The 17,584-nt window shown below is 62.1% G+C and carries 16 protein-coding genes; 11 read left to right on the forward strand and 5 right to left on the reverse strand.

The genetic code is table 11. The annotated features are described in order from the left end of the window. Window positions 1–34: 34 nt before the first annotated feature. The 11 genes from PL597_RS13165 to PL597_RS13215 all read left to right on the forward strand — a co-directional run bounded on the left by PL597_RS13165 (window position 35) and on the right by PL597_RS13215 (window position 12,892). Window positions 35–3,055, forward strand: a complete 3,021-nt coding sequence (locus tag PL597_RS13165; RefSeq protein ID WP_173989237.1) for an SPOR domain-containing protein — start codon at window positions 35–37, stop codon at window positions 3,053–3,055. A gap of 230 nt (window positions 3,056–3,285) precedes the next feature. After that, on the forward strand, window positions 3,286–4,302 hold the full coding sequence (gene nagZ, locus PL597_RS13170) for a beta-N-acetylhexosaminidase (protein WP_269824692.1): 1,017 nt from the start codon (window positions 3,286–3,288) through the stop codon (window positions 4,300–4,302). Window positions 4,303–4,360: 58 nt separating this feature from the next. After that, window positions 4,361–5,206: a segregation and condensation protein A gene (locus PL597_RS13175; RefSeq protein ID WP_077982155.1), complete on the forward strand. Its 846-nt coding sequence runs from the start codon at window positions 4,361–4,363 to the stop codon at window positions 5,204–5,206. Further along, window positions 5,199–5,933, forward strand: coding sequence for an SMC-Scp complex subunit ScpB (scpB, locus tag PL597_RS13180; protein WP_089153214.1), 735 nt, complete (start codon window positions 5,199–5,201; stop codon window positions 5,931–5,933). Before PL597_RS13175 ends, scpB begins: the two co-directional genes overlap by 8 nt. 128 nt (window positions 5,934–6,061) lie before the next feature. Then, window positions 6,062–6,268: a twin-arginine translocase TatA/TatE family subunit gene (locus PL597_RS13185; RefSeq protein WP_003509722.1), complete on the forward strand. Its 207-nt coding sequence runs from the start codon at window positions 6,062–6,064 to the stop codon at window positions 6,266–6,268. Between the two features lie 158 nt (window positions 6,269–6,426). After that, on the forward strand, window positions 6,427–7,164 hold the full coding sequence (gene tatB, locus PL597_RS13190; RefSeq protein ID WP_271365329.1) for a Sec-independent protein translocase protein TatB: 738 nt from the start codon (window positions 6,427–6,429) through the stop codon (window positions 7,162–7,164). Continuing rightward, window positions 7,161–7,964, forward strand: a complete 804-nt coding sequence (tatC, locus tag PL597_RS13195) for a twin-arginine translocase subunit TatC (protein WP_077982157.1) — start codon at window positions 7,161–7,163, stop codon at window positions 7,962–7,964. The genes tatB and tatC overlap by 4 nt, the downstream gene beginning before the upstream one ends. A 101-nt stretch (window positions 7,965–8,065) precedes the next feature. After that, entirely contained in the window at window positions 8,066–9,349 is a 1,284-nt protein-coding gene (gene serS, locus PL597_RS13200; protein ID WP_271365330.1) for a serine--tRNA ligase, read from the forward strand. A gap of 212 nt (window positions 9,350–9,561) precedes the next feature. Then, on the forward strand, window positions 9,562–10,332 hold the full coding sequence (gene surE, locus PL597_RS13205; RefSeq protein ID WP_217004806.1) for a 5'/3'-nucleotidase SurE: 771 nt from the start codon (window positions 9,562–9,564) through the stop codon (window positions 10,330–10,332). 8 nt (window positions 10,333–10,340) lie between these two features. Further along, the gene (locus tag PL597_RS13210) at window positions 10,341–10,982 is read left to right on the forward strand and encodes a protein-L-isoaspartate(D-aspartate) O-methyltransferase (protein ID WP_077982158.1); all 642 of its coding nucleotides are present in this window, start codon (window positions 10,341–10,343) and stop codon (window positions 10,980–10,982) included. 344 nt (window positions 10,983–11,326) lie between these two features. Next, window positions 11,327–12,892: a peptidoglycan DD-metalloendopeptidase family protein gene (locus tag PL597_RS13215; protein ID WP_162520386.1), complete on the forward strand. Its 1,566-nt coding sequence runs from the start codon at window positions 11,327–11,329 to the stop codon at window positions 12,890–12,892. 95 nt (window positions 12,893–12,987) lie between these two features. Here PL597_RS13215 and mobB read toward each other — a convergent pair whose 3' ends face one another. The 5 genes from mobB to moaA all read right to left on the reverse strand — a co-directional run bounded on the left by mobB (window position 12,988) and on the right by moaA (window position 17,512). Next, window positions 12,988–13,503 (reverse strand): molybdopterin-guanine dinucleotide biosynthesis protein B, encoded by a 516-nt coding sequence (gene mobB, locus PL597_RS13220; protein ID WP_142912307.1) that lies wholly within the window; start codon window positions 13,501–13,503, stop codon window positions 12,988–12,990. Then, window positions 13,500–14,126, reverse strand: a complete 627-nt coding sequence (gene mobA / locus PL597_RS13225) for a molybdenum cofactor guanylyltransferase MobA (protein ID WP_142912306.1) — start codon at window positions 14,124–14,126, stop codon at window positions 13,500–13,502. The genes mobB and mobA overlap by 4 nt, the downstream gene beginning before the upstream one ends. Further along, window positions 14,123–15,322, reverse strand: a complete 1,200-nt coding sequence (locus PL597_RS13230) for a multidrug effflux MFS transporter (protein WP_137410475.1) — start codon at window positions 15,320–15,322, stop codon at window positions 14,123–14,125. Before PL597_RS13230 ends, mobA begins: the two co-directional genes overlap by 4 nt. 1 nt (window position 15,323) lies before the next feature. Then, the gene (locus tag PL597_RS13235; RefSeq protein ID WP_142912304.1) at window positions 15,324–16,292 is read right to left on the reverse strand and encodes a DMT family transporter; all 969 of its coding nucleotides are present in this window, start codon (window positions 16,290–16,292) and stop codon (window positions 15,324–15,326) included. Window positions 16,293–16,462: 170 nt separating this feature from the next. Further along, window positions 16,463–17,512 carry a GTP 3',8-cyclase MoaA gene (gene moaA, locus PL597_RS13240; protein ID WP_269824688.1) on the reverse strand — a complete coding sequence of 350 codons (1,050 nt, stop codon included), beginning with the start codon at window positions 17,510–17,512 and terminating at the stop codon, window positions 16,463–16,465. Between the last annotated feature and the right edge of the window lie 72 nt (window positions 17,513–17,584).

Raw genomic sequence — 17,584 nt, forward strand, 5'->3', positions numbered from 1 at the left:
CAAGAGCTGCAATGCGTAGATGGTGGAACACGTAATGGTCGAAAAAAAAGTCGCGTATAACCGGGACGCCCGGTCCGAAGGGTTCGCTGACAACGATCCTCTGGCAGAACTGGCGCGTATCGTCGGCTTCGAAGATCGTCCTTCGCATGCGGGTTCCGAGGCTGCGCCGCGCGCCGCTTCGCCGGCGACCCGCCGCGAACCGGAATTCAACCTCGAGGACGAGCTTCTGCGGGAGTTCGAAGTCTACGATGCGCCGCATGCCGATCCGGTCGTTCTTGATCCGGCAAACGATGTTCGCACAGGCATCCATCCCAACGATTTCATGCAGCGTGTCGAGCAGGTTTTCGCCCGCCGCGAGCCCGAGCTTGCGCCGGCGGATGAACCCGCGCCTGTTGCCGCATCCGCACCGGAGGTGATGGAAGAGCCGCTTCCGGAAGTCGATCAGGCCTATATTCACAACTACGTCGAAACGACCGCGCAGGATATTCGTGCGGATTTCCGCGACGACGCCTCCGCGGTGGCGGAAGTTTTCGATGTGCATTCGCGCCAGTCGCGTCCCGCCGAGCCGATGGTTTACCAGCCCGTCGCCGAGCAGGCTGGGTGGGAAGAGCCGCAGGCAGCGGAACCCGCCGCGACCGAATGGCATGCGATGCCGGAGCTTCCCGCCGATGTTTCGAGCAACATTCACGCCGATGGTCATTCCTATGCGCCGGAGCCGCAGGCTTTCGATCTCGCCGACGAGGTTGAAATAGCTGTCGCCGAGGAGGCGCCCGCACCGGTTTCCGTGCGTCCGCCGTCGCATGGCGGCCGGTCCTCGCTGGAATTTTCCAGCCTGCGGCTGCCGCTCGCCAATTTCGGCGCGCGCCGGGATGTTTCGGCTGTCGATCCGAGGCGGGTTGAGCCACGCTCCGAGCAGCAGCCTGCCGCAGCCCGCATCGAGCCGCAGGTCGAAGTCGCTCCCGCGCCTGCCGTCGTTCAGGCGGTGGAGGCCGCTCCGTCCTTTGCGCCTTCGGTCGCCGAGACCTTCACGCCTGCCGCAGAGCGTATGGCGTTTGAGGTTGCCGAGAAGCCGGAAGCGAAACATCTGTCGCCGATGGACGAGCTGATTTACGACGTCGCGAAATATTCCATTCCCGGTCGCGGCGAAACACCGCTCGTGCAAGATGTTCCCGCTGCGCAGGCTGCGAAGGTGGAGCCGCCCGTGGTTGCCGCCGCGCCGGTCAAGGCCGCGCCGATTGCCGCTGCTGCGCCCGCGGCACCCGCAGAAGAGCTGGATTTCACGGATTTCGCCGGCTTCAACGATGATGATTTCGAGCTTGCACTCGACGATCTCGATCTGGATCTTGATTTGTCTGAAATCGCCGAGGCGGAAGTCGCGCCTACGCCCGCGCCGCAACCCGTTCGCCAGCCGCCAGCCGCTCCGGTTGCCGTTGCGGCCGCCGCGCCGCAGCCGGTGAGGGAACAGCCCGCGCCGCAGCCGCGCCCGGCTTCCGTGGCCGCATCGGTGACCGCCGTTCCGGTGCAGCCGCGCCCCGCTGTTGCAGCAGCACCGCAGCCAGTCGCACCGCAGACGCTGGAAAGCCTGCCTTTCGATCCTTCGCAGATCGGCGAGACGGAAGAACATCCGGAAACCATCGTCGAAATGGATGTGCCGGAACTGCCGGTCGGTGTTTTCGAACCCAAGCCGGCCGCGCGCCGTCACGAGGAAGATCTCGATATCGATACCGAGCTTGCGACGCTGTTTGCGCCTGCTGTCGCCGGTGGTCTCGACCGTCACAAACATGGCGACAGTCGCGGCGCCGCCCAGGCGCGTCCTGCGCCGGCTCCGGAAGAGGCCGATGAGTTCGAGAGGGCGCTGGAAGAGGATTTCCGTCGTTCCATGCAGGAGGCTGCGGCTTCCCGTGGCAACGCATCCCGCGACGCCGAGAATACCTATGTGGAGCATCCGGCGGATTATCGTGGTGAGGATGAACGCGGCGGTCGCCGCTGGATCATGCCGGTTGCCGCGGCAATCGGTCTGGTGCTGGTCGGCGGCGGCGTTTACGCGCTGGTTTCCGGCGGTTCGTCCAGCATGGGTTCGAATGGCGCGCCGGTCATCATCTCCGCCGATAGCGATCCGATGAAGGTCGTTCCGGAAAATCCGGGCGGTCGCGTTGTGCCGAACCAGGACAAGGCGGTTTATGACCGCGTGGCCGGCGGCGGCGCTGCCGATCCGAAACAGCCGTCGTTGATTTCCAGCAACGAGCAGCCGGTGGATGTGGTGCAGCGTACGCTGATCCCCGAACAATTGCCGCTGGAAGGCGAAAACGACGCGGATATGGAACCCGCCGGCACGCCGGTTGGCGAGACAGAAGATCCGCGCCTGCTTTCGCCGGAAGAAAAGGCTGCGCAGAATGAAGGTTCGGCTGCAACCGGCGTTTCGCCGCGTAAGGTCCGCACCATGATCGTCAAGCCTGACGGCACGCTGGTTGCCCAGGAAGTCGAAGCGCCGGCCGCCCAGCCGCCGAAGGCCGACAAGGTTGAGGAGCTTGCAGCACCGCAGACCGCAAAGCCGGGTGAGGGCGCGCCCGCCGTCATCGCCGCATCGCGGGTCCCGGTCACACCGGAGCAGGCTCAGCCGCAGGCGAACACGCCTGCCGCCACGACACCGGCAGCACAGTCGGCGGCGCCAGTTCCCTCGGCGCGTCCGTCCTCGCAGCCAGCCAATGTGGTGGCGACTGTGACCAACCAGGGCAATGTCCGCCCCACGAACGCTCCGGCACAGCAGCAGACGGCGGCCGCGACGCCGGCGGCGACCAGCACGCCTTCCGCCGGCGGCTACTACATCCAGATCGCCTCGTTGCCGAGCCAGGCGGAAGCCCAGAAGTCCTACCAGAACATGTCGGCCAAGTTCGGCTCGGTCATCGGTGGACGCGGCGTCGACATCAAGGCCGCCGAAATCGCTGGCAAGGGCACGTTCTACCGCGTCCGTATCCCGGCGGGTGACAAGAGCGAAGCCGTGGCGCTGTGCGAAAGGTTCCGCTCGGCCGGCGGCAGCTGCCTGGTGGCGCGGTGATAGTGGCCGGATTGGCTTAGACAGATCGGGGCTACCGCGTGAGGCAGCCCTTTTGGATGGCACTCGGCCTTTGCTCACGCTCCGCCGTCATCCTCGGGACAAGCCCGAGGATGACGGCGGAGAGGTTATGCGAGGATGGCGGCCGCAGGTCCACCTGACTGTTTTCGCACTCCGAGAGCACATCCCCTTTTACCCACCCTCCATCTCTTTTCCCTTTGAGCGTGACACCCATGACCGATTGCAAAGCTATGATCCTCGGATGCAGCGGGCTTTCGCTGACGGCCGACGAGATTGCCCTTTACCGCGATGAACAGCCCTGGGGCTTCATCCTGTTCGGGCGCAATATCGGCGAGCCGCAGCAGATCACCGATCTCGTCGCCGCCATGCGCGACGCCGTCGGGAGGTCAGATGCGCCGGTTCTGATCGATCAGGAGGGTGGGCGCGTGCAGCGTATCAAGCCACCGATCCTGCAGGCCTATCCGAACGCCCGCATTCTCGGTGAAATCTATGAGCGCGACCGGGGGGCGGGTCTGCGCGCCGCCTGGCTGATGTCGCGCCTGCATGCCTTCGACCTCATGAAATTCGGCATCAATGTCGATTGCCTGCCGGTGCTCGATGTGCCGGTGGAAGGCGCCAGCAATGTCATCGGTAACCGCGCCTATGGCTACACGCCGACCATGGTGGCCGAGATGGGGCAAGCAGCGGCCGACGGCCTGAAGGCGGGAGGCATGCTGCCTGTCATGAAACATATGCCGGGCCATGGCCGCGGCATGGTGGATTCGCACCATGAACTGCCGGTCGTCGATGTGCCGCTCGATGAGCTGGACGCCCATGATTTCGTGCCGTTCCGGGCGCTGAACCGCGAATTGATGGCGATGAGCGCGCATCTGGTGTTCAACGCCGTCGACCGTGAACGCCCGGCGACGACCTCGCCGAAGGTGATCGAGGAGATCATTCGCGGGCGGATCGGCTTCGACGGTTTGCTGATGTCCGACGACAGCTCCATGAATGCGCTGAAGGGCACGCTTGGTGAAAGAGCTGCGAATATTGTTGCGGGCGGCTGCGATATAGTCTTGCATTGCAACGGCGTGATGGGTGAAATGCTGCAGGTCGTGAAGGAGGTTCCCGTTCTTTCCGGCCGTTCGCTGGAGCGGGTGCGGGCCGTGGAAGCGGGTTTCCCTGTTGCGGACCCTTCCGACGAAGCGGAGCTGAGAGCCGAATTCAACGCCATGTGGGCCGTTTCCTGACAGTCGGGCGGCGGCCCGGTACTCGGGACGACAGGCCGGACGCCCGGCGGATGGAACAATGGCCGCAGACAAGTCTCGCAATTCGACACCGATGGACAAGCTCTGGCAGGATGTGACGCCGGAGCGGCTGACGGGCGAGGCCGGGCTGGTCATCGATGTCGCGGGTTTCGAAGGCCCGCTCGATCTGCTGTTGCATCTTGCCCGGACGCAGAAGGTCGATCTGTCGCGCATTTCGGTGCTGGCCCTTGCCGAACAATATCTGCAATTCGTGGAAAGCGCGCGCCGCGTCCGCATCGAGCTTGCGGCTGACTATCTCGTCATGGCGGCGTGGCTCGCCTTCCTGAAATCCAAGCTCCTCATTCCGCAGCAATCCAAGGATGACGGTCCCTCGGGCGAAGAAATGGCCGCCACGCTGGCCTTCCGGCTGAAGCGTCTGGAGGCGATGCGCGAGGCGGCCGAACGTCTCGTCAACCGCGCCCAGCTCGGCCGCGATGTGTTCGCCCGCGGCGCGCCCGAGCATATTCCGCACATCAACCGCTCCGCCTATGAGGCGAGCCTTTATGACCTGCTCAGCGCCTATGCCAATCTGCGGCAGCGGCAAGCGATTACCCAGGTCACGATTGAAAAACGGCAGGTCTGGTCGCTTGTCGAGGCGCGTGAGCTTTTGACCAACCTCCTCGGCGATGTCGGGGAATGGACCGTGCTCGACCAATATTTGCTGCAATATGTACCCGATCCCGCCATGCGGGTGACGGCGATCGCCAGCGCCTTTGCCGCTTCGCTGGAACTGGTGCGCGAGGGATCGCTGCAAATCCGGCAGGAGGGCGCTTTCCAGCCCATCTATATGCGCCGCGGCACGAGGGATGAGCCCGCGGCCAGTGCCGGGAGGAGCGACAATGACTGATGATGAAGAGACCGGCGAGGCGATGATCGTAACAGATGGGGTGGGATTCGAACCCACGGTATTTTCCGAACGGCAACTGAAGGAGGCCGAGCGGATCACCGAGGCTTTGGTCTTCGCCTCGTCCGAGCCGGTCTCCGTGGCTTTCATCGCCGAGCGCCTGCCGCGCGGCATGGATGTCGTTGCCATTCTGCAGCGTCTCAAGGTGCTTTATGCGGAGCGGGGCGTCAATCTCGTGCAGGTGGGCGGGCAATGGGCCTTCCGCACCGCCGGCGATCTTTCCTTCGTCATCCGCGCTGAGGAAAAGGAGCCGAAGAAGCTGTCGCGCGCGGCGCTGGAAGTTCTGGCGATTATCGCATATCATCAGCCGGTGACACGCGCCGAAATCGAGGAGATTCGCGGCGTGCAGACATCGCGCGGCACGCTCGATGTGTTGATGGAGGCGGGCTGGGTCAGGTTCCGTGGCCGCAGGCGCACCCCCGGCCGGCCGGTGACGATCGGCACCACGGTGGAGTTTCTCGATCATTTCGGTCTTGAGGAGTTGCGCGATCTGCCGGGGCTCGAGGAGCTGAAGGGGGCAGGGCTGCTTTCGGGCCGCATTCCCTCCAATTTCGGCGTACCTTTGCCGATGATGAGTGACGAGCTGCGCGAGGATGAAGATCCGATCACGCAGCTGGATCTCGAGGAACTGGGCCTGCTGGCCCCCGGCGGCGGCGATGGCGACGACTGATATCGACATCCTGCCGGCGCGGCCACGAAAACTTTATGCGCACTCGCTGTCGAAGGGGTGATTTGTCGTTTGAAAAAGCCTTTCAAACGTCTTACATCGTCTGAAAGCGAAATTCAGGAGTTTCAGTTATGGGTTCTTTTAGTGTGTGGCATTGGCTCATCGTGCTGGTGATTGTTCTCGTCCTCTTCGGACGCGGCAAGATTCCGGAATTGATGGGCGATGTCGCAAAGGGCATCAAGAGCTTCAAGAAGGGCATGGCTGACGAAGACCAGACGCCGCCGCCGGCCGATGCCAACACGAAGACCGTCGACCACAAGGCTGACGAGATCAAGTAAGCGGCCTTTCGCCGCTTGGTGTGAGACTGGCGCTAGAGCGCCTTGCGTCCTTTTTTGACGCACCAAGGACGCTCTGCCACTTGTATGTTGCGCTTCATTCCCGTCGAAAATCGATTCCGATTGTCGGGCCGGAGCGCTAGGGTCTCGGGAGCATATTGATGTTAGATATCGGCTGGAGCGAGCTGCTGGTGATTGCGGTCGTGTTGATCGTGATCGTCGGGCCTAAAGACTTGCCGCCCATGATCCGCGCTTTCGGCAAAACGATGGCTAGCCTTCGCAAGATGGCGGGGGATTTCCGCAGCCAGTTCGATGAGGCCCTCAAAGAAGCCGACATGGACGATGTGCGCCAAACCATCTCCGATGTCCGCAATCTAAACCCGACCAATTCGTTGCGCGATGCGATGAACCCACTTCGCCAGCTGGGCAACGAGATCAAATCCGATCTCCAGAAGGCGACGGCTGCGCCGGATGGCCTTTCGTCCACGCCGGCGCCGGCGACAGGGGAGCCGGTCGCGCCGCTGGTCAGCGTGCCTGAGCCTGAAATGAAGCTGCCGGATGCGCCGCCTCCCGTTGCCGCACCCGCTGCGCCGGTCGCCGCAGCTGTCGCCGCGGAGGAAAAGCCCAAGCGCGCGCGGGCGAAATCCATTGCGACTGTTGAGGCCGAAGCGGTTGCCGCCAAGCCGAAACGTGCAGCGCGGAGCAAGGTTGCCTCAGCGCCAGAAACCGCCGCCACCGTGAAAACCAGTGAGCCCGCCGCCTCGAAGCCCGCCGTGAAGACGGTCACCAAAAAGGCGGCCGTCAGCAAGTCCTCCGCAGACAAGGCGGTCGTGGCCGTGGCCAAGCCGGCTAAAACGGCAAAAACCAAGGCTGCAAAGCCCAAAAAGGATGAAGCATGAGCGGGGATATCGAGGATAAGCCGCAGCCGCTGATCGAGCACCTCATGGAACTGCGCACGCGGCTGATCTGGTCGCTCGGCGCGTTCTTCGTCGCCTTCATCGCCTGTTTCGCCGTTGCCAAACATCTGTTTAACCTGCTGGTCGTTCCCTATAAATGGGCGGTGATCTGGGCCGGGCTCGATGTTGCGAAGTCGTCGCTGATCTATACCGCGCCACAGGAATTCTTCTTCACGCAGATCAAGGTCGCCATGTTTGGCGCCATTGTGATTTCCTTCCCGGTGATCGCCTCGCAGCTTTATAAATTCGTGGCGCCCGGCCTTTACAAGAACGAGCGGGCGGCCTTCCTGCCGTTCCTCATCGCTTCGCCGATCCTTTTCCTCATCGGTGCGGCGCTTGTCTATTTCTTCTTCACGCCCATGGTCATGTGGTTCTTCCTCGCCATGCAGCAATTGCCCGAAGACGGCGAGGTGGCGATTTCGCTGATGCCGAAGGTGTCGGAGTATCTCAGCCTCATCATGACGCTGGTTCTCTCCTTCGGTCTGGTGTTCCAGCTGCCCGTCGTCACCACACTTCTGGCCCGCGTCGGGCTTTTGACCAGCGACTGGCTGCGGCAAAAGCGCAAGTTCGCGATTGTCCTCGCCTTTGTAGTCGCAGCCGTCCTGACGCCGCCGGACCCCATGTCCCAGATCGGTCTTGCGCTGCCTGCAATCATTCTCTACGAGATTTCCATCTACATGGCTCGACTCGTGGAGAGGAAACGTGCGGCAGAATCCGCAAGCACGGAGCTGGAGGAGACCTGATATTCTCGGGGTCTCGCCGCTCACGACATTTCCTCGCGCCGGGCTCATGCCCGGCGTTTTGCTGTAAAACACCGATGATGCAACAACGGTCTGGAACGACGATGCACGACATTAAATGGATACGCGAAAACCCCGAAGCTTTCGATGCGGCGCTTGCACGCCGTGGCGCAGAGCCCGCCGCCAGCGGCCTGATCGCGCTTGATGAAAAGCGTCGTTCCGTCATCCAGTCCCTGCAGGACATGCAGTCGCGCCGCAACGCCGCCTCCAAGGAAATCGGCGCTGCGATGGCGCAGAAGAACATGGAGCTGGCCGAAAAGCTGAAAGCCGAAGTCGCCGACATCAAGGAAAACATGCCGCGCGCCGAGGAGGAGGACCGCCAGGTCACCGCCGAGTTGAACGATGCGCTTTCGCGCCTGCCCAATATGCCCTTCGACGATGTGCCCGATGGCAAGGATGAGCATGACAATGTGGTGACCCGCGTCGTCGGTCAGAAGCCCGGCTGGAACCATGAGGCAAAGGAGCACTTCGAGATTGGCGAAGCGCTCGGCTATATGGATTTCGAGCGTGCCGCCAAGCTATCGGGCGCACGTTTTACCGTGCTGACCAGCCAGCTGGCGCGTCTGGAAAGGGCGCTCGGCCAGTTCATGATCGACCTGCACACCTCGGAACATGGCTATACCGAAGTTTCCTCGCCGCTGATGGTGCGCGACGAAGCCATGTTCGGCACCGGTCAATTGCCGAAATTCTCCGAGGACCTGTTCAAGACCACGGATGGCCGCTGGCTGATTCCGACGGCCGAGGTGACGCTGACCAACCTCGTGTCCGGCGAAATTCTCGATCAGGAGAAGCTGCCGCTACGTTTTACCGCGCTGACGCCATCCTTTCGTTCGGAAGCGGGTTCGGCCGGCCGCGACACGCGCGGCATGCTGCGCCAGCACCAGTTCTGGAAATGCGAACTCGTCTCCATCACCGATGCGGAAAGTGCGGTCGCCGAACATGAGCGCATGACGGCCTGCGCCGAAGAGGTGTTGAAGCGCCTCGGCCTGCATTTCCGCACCATGACGCTCTGCACCGGCGACATGGGCTTCAGCGCCCGCAAGACATACGATCTGGAAGTGTGGCTGCCGGGCCAGAACACCTATCGCGAAATTTCGTCCTGCTCGGTCTGCGGCGATTTCCAGGCGCGGCGCATGAATGCGCGCTATCGCGGCAAGGAAGACAAGGCGACGAAATTCGTGCACACGCTGAACGGTTCCGGAACGGCTGTCGGTCGCTGCCTGATCGCGGTTCTCGAAAATTACCTGAACGACGATGGCTCCGTCACAATTCCGGACGTGCTGCTTCCCTATATGGGTGGTCTGACTCGGATCGAGAAAGCGGCCTGAGGGAGCGCAGCGTCGTGCTATTGGAAGGAGAGTCTTCCAATCAGGCCGACGTCGTCCTCGGGACAGGCCTGAGGATCTGCAACCTATCGATTGATTTCGACGTGATTAGATTCTCTGGACAGGCCTGAGGATGACCATGGGAGAGCTGCACACCTCACTGCCGGTGGGGAGGATGCTCCGTCCTTGAAGATATGAAAAGCGGAGAGAGAACCATGCGGATTTTGCTGACCAATGACGACGGTATCCACGCCGAAGGTCTGGCGGTGCTGGAGCGTATCGCCCGCACGCTGTCCGACGATGTCTGGATCGTTGCGCCGGAGACAGACCAGAGCGGTCTCGCGCACTCGCTGACCTTGTCCGAACCGCTGCGGTTGCGAAAAGTTTCCGACAAGCATTTCGCGCTGCGCGGCACGCCGACCGATTGCGTCATCATGGGCATTCGCGAAGTTCTGCCTGAAAAGCCCGATCTCGTCCTCTCCGGCGTCAATGCCGGCGCCAACATGGCCGATGACGTGACATATTCCGGCACCATTGCCGGCGCCATCGAAGGCACGCTGCAGGGCGTGCGCTCCTTTGCGCTCAGCCAGGCCTTCAGCCATGCCGAAGGCCGTGTCGTGCCGTGGGAAGTGGCGGAGACCTATGCGCCCGATCTCATCCGCAAGCTCATCGATGTCGATCTGCCTGATGGCACCTTCCTCAACCTCAACTTCCCCAATTGCGCGCCCAAGGATGTGCAGGGCGTGTCTGTCACCGGGCAGGGCAAGCTCGATTTTGGCCTGACGGTGGAGGAACGGCAGGACGGTCGCGGTCTTCCCTACTACTGGCTGCGCTTCGGCGAGCGTCTCGGTACCTTCCGCGAAGGCACCGATATCCACGCTTTGAAACATGGCAAGATTTCCGTCACACCGCTCAAGCTTGACCTGACGGACTACACGGTGAAGGATCGGGTTGCGCAAGCACTTGGATTCGGAGCAGCCGATTGAAATCCGCAATGGTCGAAAAGGAAGGTTTTGCCGCTCTCGTTCTCCGCTTAAGGGGTGAGGGGATTTCCGATCTCGACCTTCTGACGGCGGTCGAGCAGACGCCGCGCTCGAAATTCGTGCCGCCGCAATTTGCGGCCGATGCCTATTCCAGCCGCACGATCCCGATCGACTGCGGCGCCTTCATGGAAGGCGCCGACATGGCGGTGAAAATCCTTGCCCGACTGCAGCTGAAACCCGGCCAGCGTGTGCTGGAAATCGGCACGGGCAGCGGTTTCATGACGGCGATCATCGCTCGCCGGGTCGAACGCGTCTTTTCTCTGGAGCGTTACAGGACGCTGGTGCAGCGGGCGCAGAACTGTCTCGACGATCTCTCCATCCGTAATGTCGTCATCCGTCAGGCGGATGGCAGCAACGGCCTGGTGGGCGAGGGTACCTTCGACCGAATCGTCTCCACGGCGGCCTTCACCACCATGCCCCGCTTCTTTGCCGAACAGATCGTTTCAGGCGGCATGATGATCGCCCCGATCATTCTCGAAGACGAGCGTTGCGTGATGACGCGGTTCTCCAAGACCGGCAGCCGCTTCGAGAAGGAAGAACTGTTCGAGGCGCCTTACCTGCCGCTCAGCACGCATATTGCGCGTCATTTGTGACGAAATGAAAATTTTGGAGACATTCCATCTTTGTCTCCTAATGTTCTGAATTTCTGCAACTAACTGATTTTTAATATCATTATTGTTCCAACGTGACGCATTCTGTTTTCGTCATGGTTATCGAAGTGTCAAAAAAGCGCCAAGCGGCTTAACGTTTTAACGGCGTGGTAACACTAACGCGCTTTAATCATAAACATCGACGCATGGTTTTCCCACTTCGGGAAATGGGCCTTGCAAGAAGTGAAATTTGTGCCGGATCGGTCTCGATGCGGCGGGTTGGCGTCAGTGTAGATCGAGTCATGCGTATGAGACATTCGTCTAAAATCGGAAAATCAGTCGCAAAAATGTTCGCAGCGGCATTGCTGGCAAGCGTCGCAACGGGCTGTAGCTCGGATGCAACGCGGTTCAGCGGCCTCTTTTCCAGTGGACCGGATCAGATGACCACGGCGTCAATTCCTGCCCGTCAGGGCGGCGGTGCTTACGGGCAGGCCCCGGTGCCGCAGGGCGACATGAATGGCGGTTACGCCTCCGCCGCGCCGCAGGGCGGTTATGCCAACCAGAACATGGCGGGCAATTCCTATCCGCAATCGGGCGGTTATGGTGGCGTTCAGCCTTCCATGGCCCGCTCGGCTTCGGCCTCTCCCGTGCAGCGATCCGAGTTGGCTGCGCCGACAGCTGTGGCAAGCCGCGATCCGTCGACCCGCAGCGAAGCCATGGCCCAGCCTTTCCCATCCGCCCAGCCCAAGGCCGCGCCGTCTCTTGCAGCGCCCGCCCGGCAGGCTGCCGCTCCCGCGGCCGACAATCTGACCACCGCAACGGTCCGCTCCGACAAGAACGGCTGGCACACGGATGGCGCCGCCTCCGTGACCCTGCGTCCCGGCGAAAACATCGCGACGCTCTCCAACCGTTACGGCGTTCCGGAAAAGGAACTGCTGCGCGTCAACGGCCTGAAGACCGCATCCTCGGCACAGGCCGGCCAGTCGATCATCATTCCGAAGTTCGGTCAGGTCCGCAATGCCGCCAAGGATGCCGCCGGCAATATTGCGCTCAACCGCAATGGCGACCAGCCGACGCCGCTGCGTAGTCCCGAGGGGAACGTGGCTGTGCTGCCGTCGCAGGCCGCCGCCCGTGACAAGGTTTCCTCCGAAACCGGCAAGCTGACGCCGCCCGGCGGCAAGCCGCTGCCGCCCACCGGCGGCTACAAGGTGCAGCCGGGCGACAGCCTGTCCAAGATCGCCCGCGCAAACGGCGTGTCGGTCGCCGCCCTCAAGGCGGCAAACGGTCTCAGCAACGAAAACATTCGCGTCGGCCAGACGCTCAACATGCCGGGCGCTTCGACGGACGCCATCAAGACGGCTTCCGTTCCGGCCAAAGAAGCGGCCAAGCCGGTTGAAACAGCGTCCGCCAAGCCTGAGCCCTACAAGGCCCCGGCTGCTGCCGCGGCTCCGACTGCGCCTGCCGCACCGGCCACCGCCAGTGTCAGCGACATCGAGAAAAAGGCCGACATGGCTTCCGTCGCACCGGAATCCACCGGCATCGGTAAATATCGCTGGCCGGTTCGCGGCGCGGTCATCAACAATTTCGGCGATAATGTCGAAGGCAGCCGCAACGATGGCATCAACATCTCCGTTCCGGAAGGCACGCCGATCAAGGCCGCCGAAAACGGTGTAGTCATCTATGCGGGCAACGGCCTGAAGCAGCTCGGCAACACGGTTCTCGTGCGCCATGACGACGGCAAGGTCACCGTTTACGGCAACGCCGCCAATCTTGACGTGCAGCGTGGCCAGAAGGTCCAGCGCGGCCAGACCATCGCCACATCGGGCATGACCGGCAGCGCCAAGCGTCCGCAGGTTCACTTCGAAGTTCGCAAGGATGCGACGCCGGTGAACCCTTCCACTTTCCTTGAATAGGTATTGCGTCTCAAGGAATGATGAAGCCGGGTGATGAGCCCGGCTTTTTCATTTTTTGGCTTGATGACGGAGGAGAGGAGGCGGCGGAAACGTCGCTACTGCCTCACCAGTCCCACCGTCTTCTCGATGAAATCGGCAATTGCGCCGGTATCGTCGAGATCGAAAACGGGCAACGTCGTGTCCGCCACGTCATGATCGGCAGCAATGGCGATTATATGCGGATCGAGCGGCGCAAGCGGTTCGGTCTTGGCCGCGTCCAGTCGGCGCGCCTCGATCTTCGGCACCGGCTCGTATTTATAACCCTCGATCAGCACGAGATCGCAGGGGGCGAGGCGGGAGAGGATGTCCTCGAAGGAGGGTTCCGGTTCGCCGCGCAATTCATGCATGATGGCGAAGCGGGTGCCGGAGACGATGGTGACTTCGTGCGCGCCGGCCTGCCGGTGACGCCAGCTATCCGCCCCGACCTTGTCGATATCAAAATCATGATGGGCGTGCTTGATGGTGGAGACGCGGTAGCCGCGCGCCGCCAGCTCGGCGACGATACGGACCGCAAGGCCGGTCTTGCCCGAGTTTTTCCAGCCGGCGATGCCGAAGACCTTTTGTGCCGTCATTGCTCCAGCTTCTCCAGATAGCTGCGCGCCAGCGCCAGTTCATCCGGCGTGTTGATGTTGAAGAACGGATCGAGGCTGCCCTTTGCCGTTTCCAGCGGCGGGAAGGCCACGCCGATGGTGACGTGCCGGGCGAGATAGGCGCGGATGCGCCGGTTTTCATCGTTCTTCAGCCAGTCCTCGAGATCATCGGCAAGCGCTACCGGCCACAGCGCAAAAACCGGGTGAAGCTGGCCGCTGGAGGCGGCGATGACGATTGCATCGTCTGACAGGGGTTCGCAAAGCCGCGCCACGAGATCGTTCGGGAAAAACGGGCTGTCGGCGGGCGCGGTCAGGAAGTGACTGACCGCGCCCTCACGATGCTGGAAATGGCGCATGCCGGCCAGAATGCCGGCAAGCGGTCCGGCATGGCCGCTCAGCGTATCTCGAAGCAGCGGCAGGCCGAAACTCTCCGCCCAGCCATCGGCGGCATTGATGGTGACGTCTGACACCTGCCGTGCGATGCGGTTGATGACATGGGAGATGAGGGGCGTATCGCCCAATTGCACCATCGCCTTGTTGCTGCCCATGCGCCGCGAAAGCCCGCCGGCGAGCACAAGACCTGGTATTTCGAAAGGGGCCGTCATTCCCGCTGTTCCTGCAGCCTTACGACATGGGTGGTGAGGAGGGCGACAAGGCCGGTCGCCAGCATCACCAGAAGAAGCGGCCAGGTTCCGTCCTCCCTGGACAGGACCGAGGAGGCGAGCACCGAGAGCGCTGCGCCGCCGCCGATGGTCATCGCGCCGCCGAGGCCGGAGGCGGAGCCGGCCAGATGCGGCTGGACGCTGACCATGCCGGCATTGGCGCTCGGCAGTGTCACGCCGTTACCGACGCCGATCAAGGCAAGCGGCACGAAAAACGCATAGGCGCTTTCCGCCCCGGCGGAGATCAGCAGCATGGTCGTTACGATGCCGGCAATGGCGATGACATTGCCCGACAGCATCATGCGGGTAATGCCGATTTCGCTGGCATAACGGCCGGAGATGAAGTTGCCGAGCATGTAACCGCTGGCCATGAAGAAGAATTGCAGGCCGAGCATGGCCGGGGCGAGCCCGTAAAGCACGCTGCCGACAAAGGGCGCGCCGCCGAGGAAGGAGAAGAACATGCCGGACGAGAAGGTCGAGGTCAGCGCATAACCCCAGAAGAGCGGAGAGCGCAGAAGTTCCGGCCAGGCGTGAAACTGCTGCGAAAAGCTCGCCGATTTATTATGGTTGGTTTCACCGAGATCGAACCAGGCGAGCACCAGAATGCCGACGCCGAGCAGGGAGAGGAGGGCGAAGCTCGACTGCCAGCCGGAAATGTCGTTGAGCAGCCCGCCAACCGTCGGCCCCACCATCGGCACCACGGACATGCCCATGGTCACGTAGCCGATCATCGAGGCTGCCTGTTCCATCGGCACCATGTCGCGCACGATGGCGCGCGCCAGCACGAAGCCGGAAACGACTGCCGCCTGCGCAACGCGCCCGATCATGAAGACGGTGATGTTGGGCGCGAGCATGCAGACGAGCGTTGCGACGATCATGATGGCGATGCTGGCCAGCATGACCGGGCGGCGCCCGAAAAGATCGGAAAGCGGGCCGATGATGAGCTGCAGGCAGGCGGTGGCGGCAAGATAACCCGAAACGGCAAATTGCATCACCGCGTAGTCGGTCTCGAAATAAACCGCCATGGCCGCAAGCGAGGGCAGGAACACATTCATGCACAGAGCCGCAACGCCGGCGATGACGACCAGCGTGATGATGTGCGGCGGTGTGGTCCTGTCCAGAAAACGGCCGCTGTTCATATCATTCTCCAGCCTCGCCCGTTACGGCAGCTTTCGTAACGGAAGCCGGCCGTACCGTGGTCGCGGCGGTGGGGGTGGCGGCCGCGCGCTTGGCCATCTGCGAGCGCTTGCGCAGGCTTTCGCGGTAGAAGGTGTAGAGGCCCGAACCGATGACGATCAGGGCGCCGACGATGGTATAATTGTCGATTTTTTCATTGAAGAAGAATACGCCGATCATGAAACCCCAGAGCAGGCTTGTGTAACGGAACGGCGCGACGAAGGAGATTTCGCCCGATCTCATGGCGAGAATGATCGCCTGATAGCCCACCAGCACCAGGATGGCGGAACCGGCGAGATGTGAGAGGATCATGAAATTCATCGGCTGCCAGCCGCCGAAGGGCACGATCAGCAGGCCGCCCACCGCCATATTGACGAAAGCGGTGATGACGGTGATGGCGAGCGAGGGCACATCGGCATACATTTTCCGCGTCAGCAGATCGCGAGCGGCGGTGACGGCGAGCGATGCGACGACCAGAAGCGCCCCCGGCGTGAAGCCTTCCGGGCCGGGCCTGATGATGACGAGCACGCCGATAAAGCCGACGATGATCGCCATCCAGCGTCGCCAGCCCACCGGCTCGCGCAGAAACAGCGCCGCACCCAGCGTCACCACCAGGGGCAGGGACTGCAATATGGCCGAGGCATTGGAAAATTCGATGAGGCCGAGCGCCGTCAGATAGAGCACGGCCGCAGTCACCTCGCAGAGACAGCGCAGGATGATGATGGGGCGCATGAGGGTTTTCAGCGGCCGGAGCGCACCGAAATGGCGGGCGGCGATGTAGATCAGCACCACCGTTATGATGCCGCGGACGAACATGATCTGGCCGGTGTTGATATAGGGGGTGACGGATTTCGTCAGGGCGTCATTGGCCGTGAAGCTTGCCATGGCGAGCGCCATGAAAAGGGCGCCGCGCGTATTGTCCGTCAATGCCATTCCAAAATATCCCAGACCATGCGCGGTTTTCCGGCCGCCCTTTCGGGGCGATTTGGGCCGCCTTTCGGGCGTGACCACGCATTCCTCCATGCAAAGAGACGTGGCACGCCACAGCCGGCATTTCAACCGTTTATATGGGTGGGTGGACGAGAAACAGTTTCAGCCTTCGCTCAGCCGCCGGTCACGCTCATATGGCGGGAGACGGCAGGCCGGTTGTGGGTGCGGTCGATGATGAAATCATGCCCTTTCGGCTTGCGCAGAAGGGCTTCATCGATGGCGCTGGAAAGATAGGCGTCACTGTCGGAGGCGCGCAGCGCGGTGCGCAGGTCGGCGGCGTCATCCTGGCCCAGGCACATATAAAGCGTTCCGGTGCATGTGAGGCGGACGCGATTGCAGCTTTCGCAGAAATTATGCGTCATCGGCGTGATGAAGCCGAGCCGGCCTCCGGTTTCCTTCACCGTCACGTAACGGGCGGGACCGCCGGTTTGGTAATCGCTGTCGATCAGTGTGAAGCTCTTTTCCAGATCGGCGCGCAACTGCGAAAGCGGCAGGTAGCGGTCTGTCCGGTCTTCCTCGATCTCGCCCATCGGCATGGTTTCGATGACCGTCAGGTCCATGCCGCGACCATGGGCAAAACGCATGAGATCGGGAATCTCGGCGTCGTTGAAGTCCTTCAGCGCCACCGCGTTCAGCTTGACCTTGATGCCCGCGGCCTGGGCGGCGTCGAGCCCCTCCATGACGCGGTCGAGATCGCCCCAGCGGGTGATATGGCGGAACTTATCGCGGTCGAGCGTATCGAGCGACACGTTGATGCGGCGCACCCCGCAATCGGCAAGCTCGTCGGCAAATTTGGCGAGCTGTGAGCCGTTTGTCGTCAGCGTCAGCTCTTCCAGCATACCGGTTTCAATGTGGCGGCCAAGGTTTCTCACCAGCGACATGATGTTCTTGCGCACCAGCGGTTCGCCGCCGGTCAGCCTCAGCTTGCGCACGCCGCGCGTTATGAAGACGGAACAGAGCCGGTCCAGTTCTTCAAGCGTCAGAAGATCCTTTTTGGGCAGGAAGGTCATGTGCTCGGACATGCAATAGGTACAGCGGAAATCGCAGCGGTCGGTGACCGAGACACGCAGATAGGTGATGGAGCGGCCGAAAGGGTCCACCATCGGTGTGCTGTTTTCCGTCAGGGTTTTCGCTTTTTCAAGCGAACCGGAGAAACCGTTCACGTCTCCATCCTCACTGCGCCTCGCGCCTGGCACACACGCCGAATGTGTGCTCTATCAGGTGATGTAGTGGCT

This window comes from Agrobacterium sp. ST15.13.013 (genome assembly GCF_027956525.1).
Classification (GTDB): Bacteria; Pseudomonadota; Alphaproteobacteria; order Rhizobiales; family Rhizobiaceae; genus Agrobacterium; species Agrobacterium salinitolerans.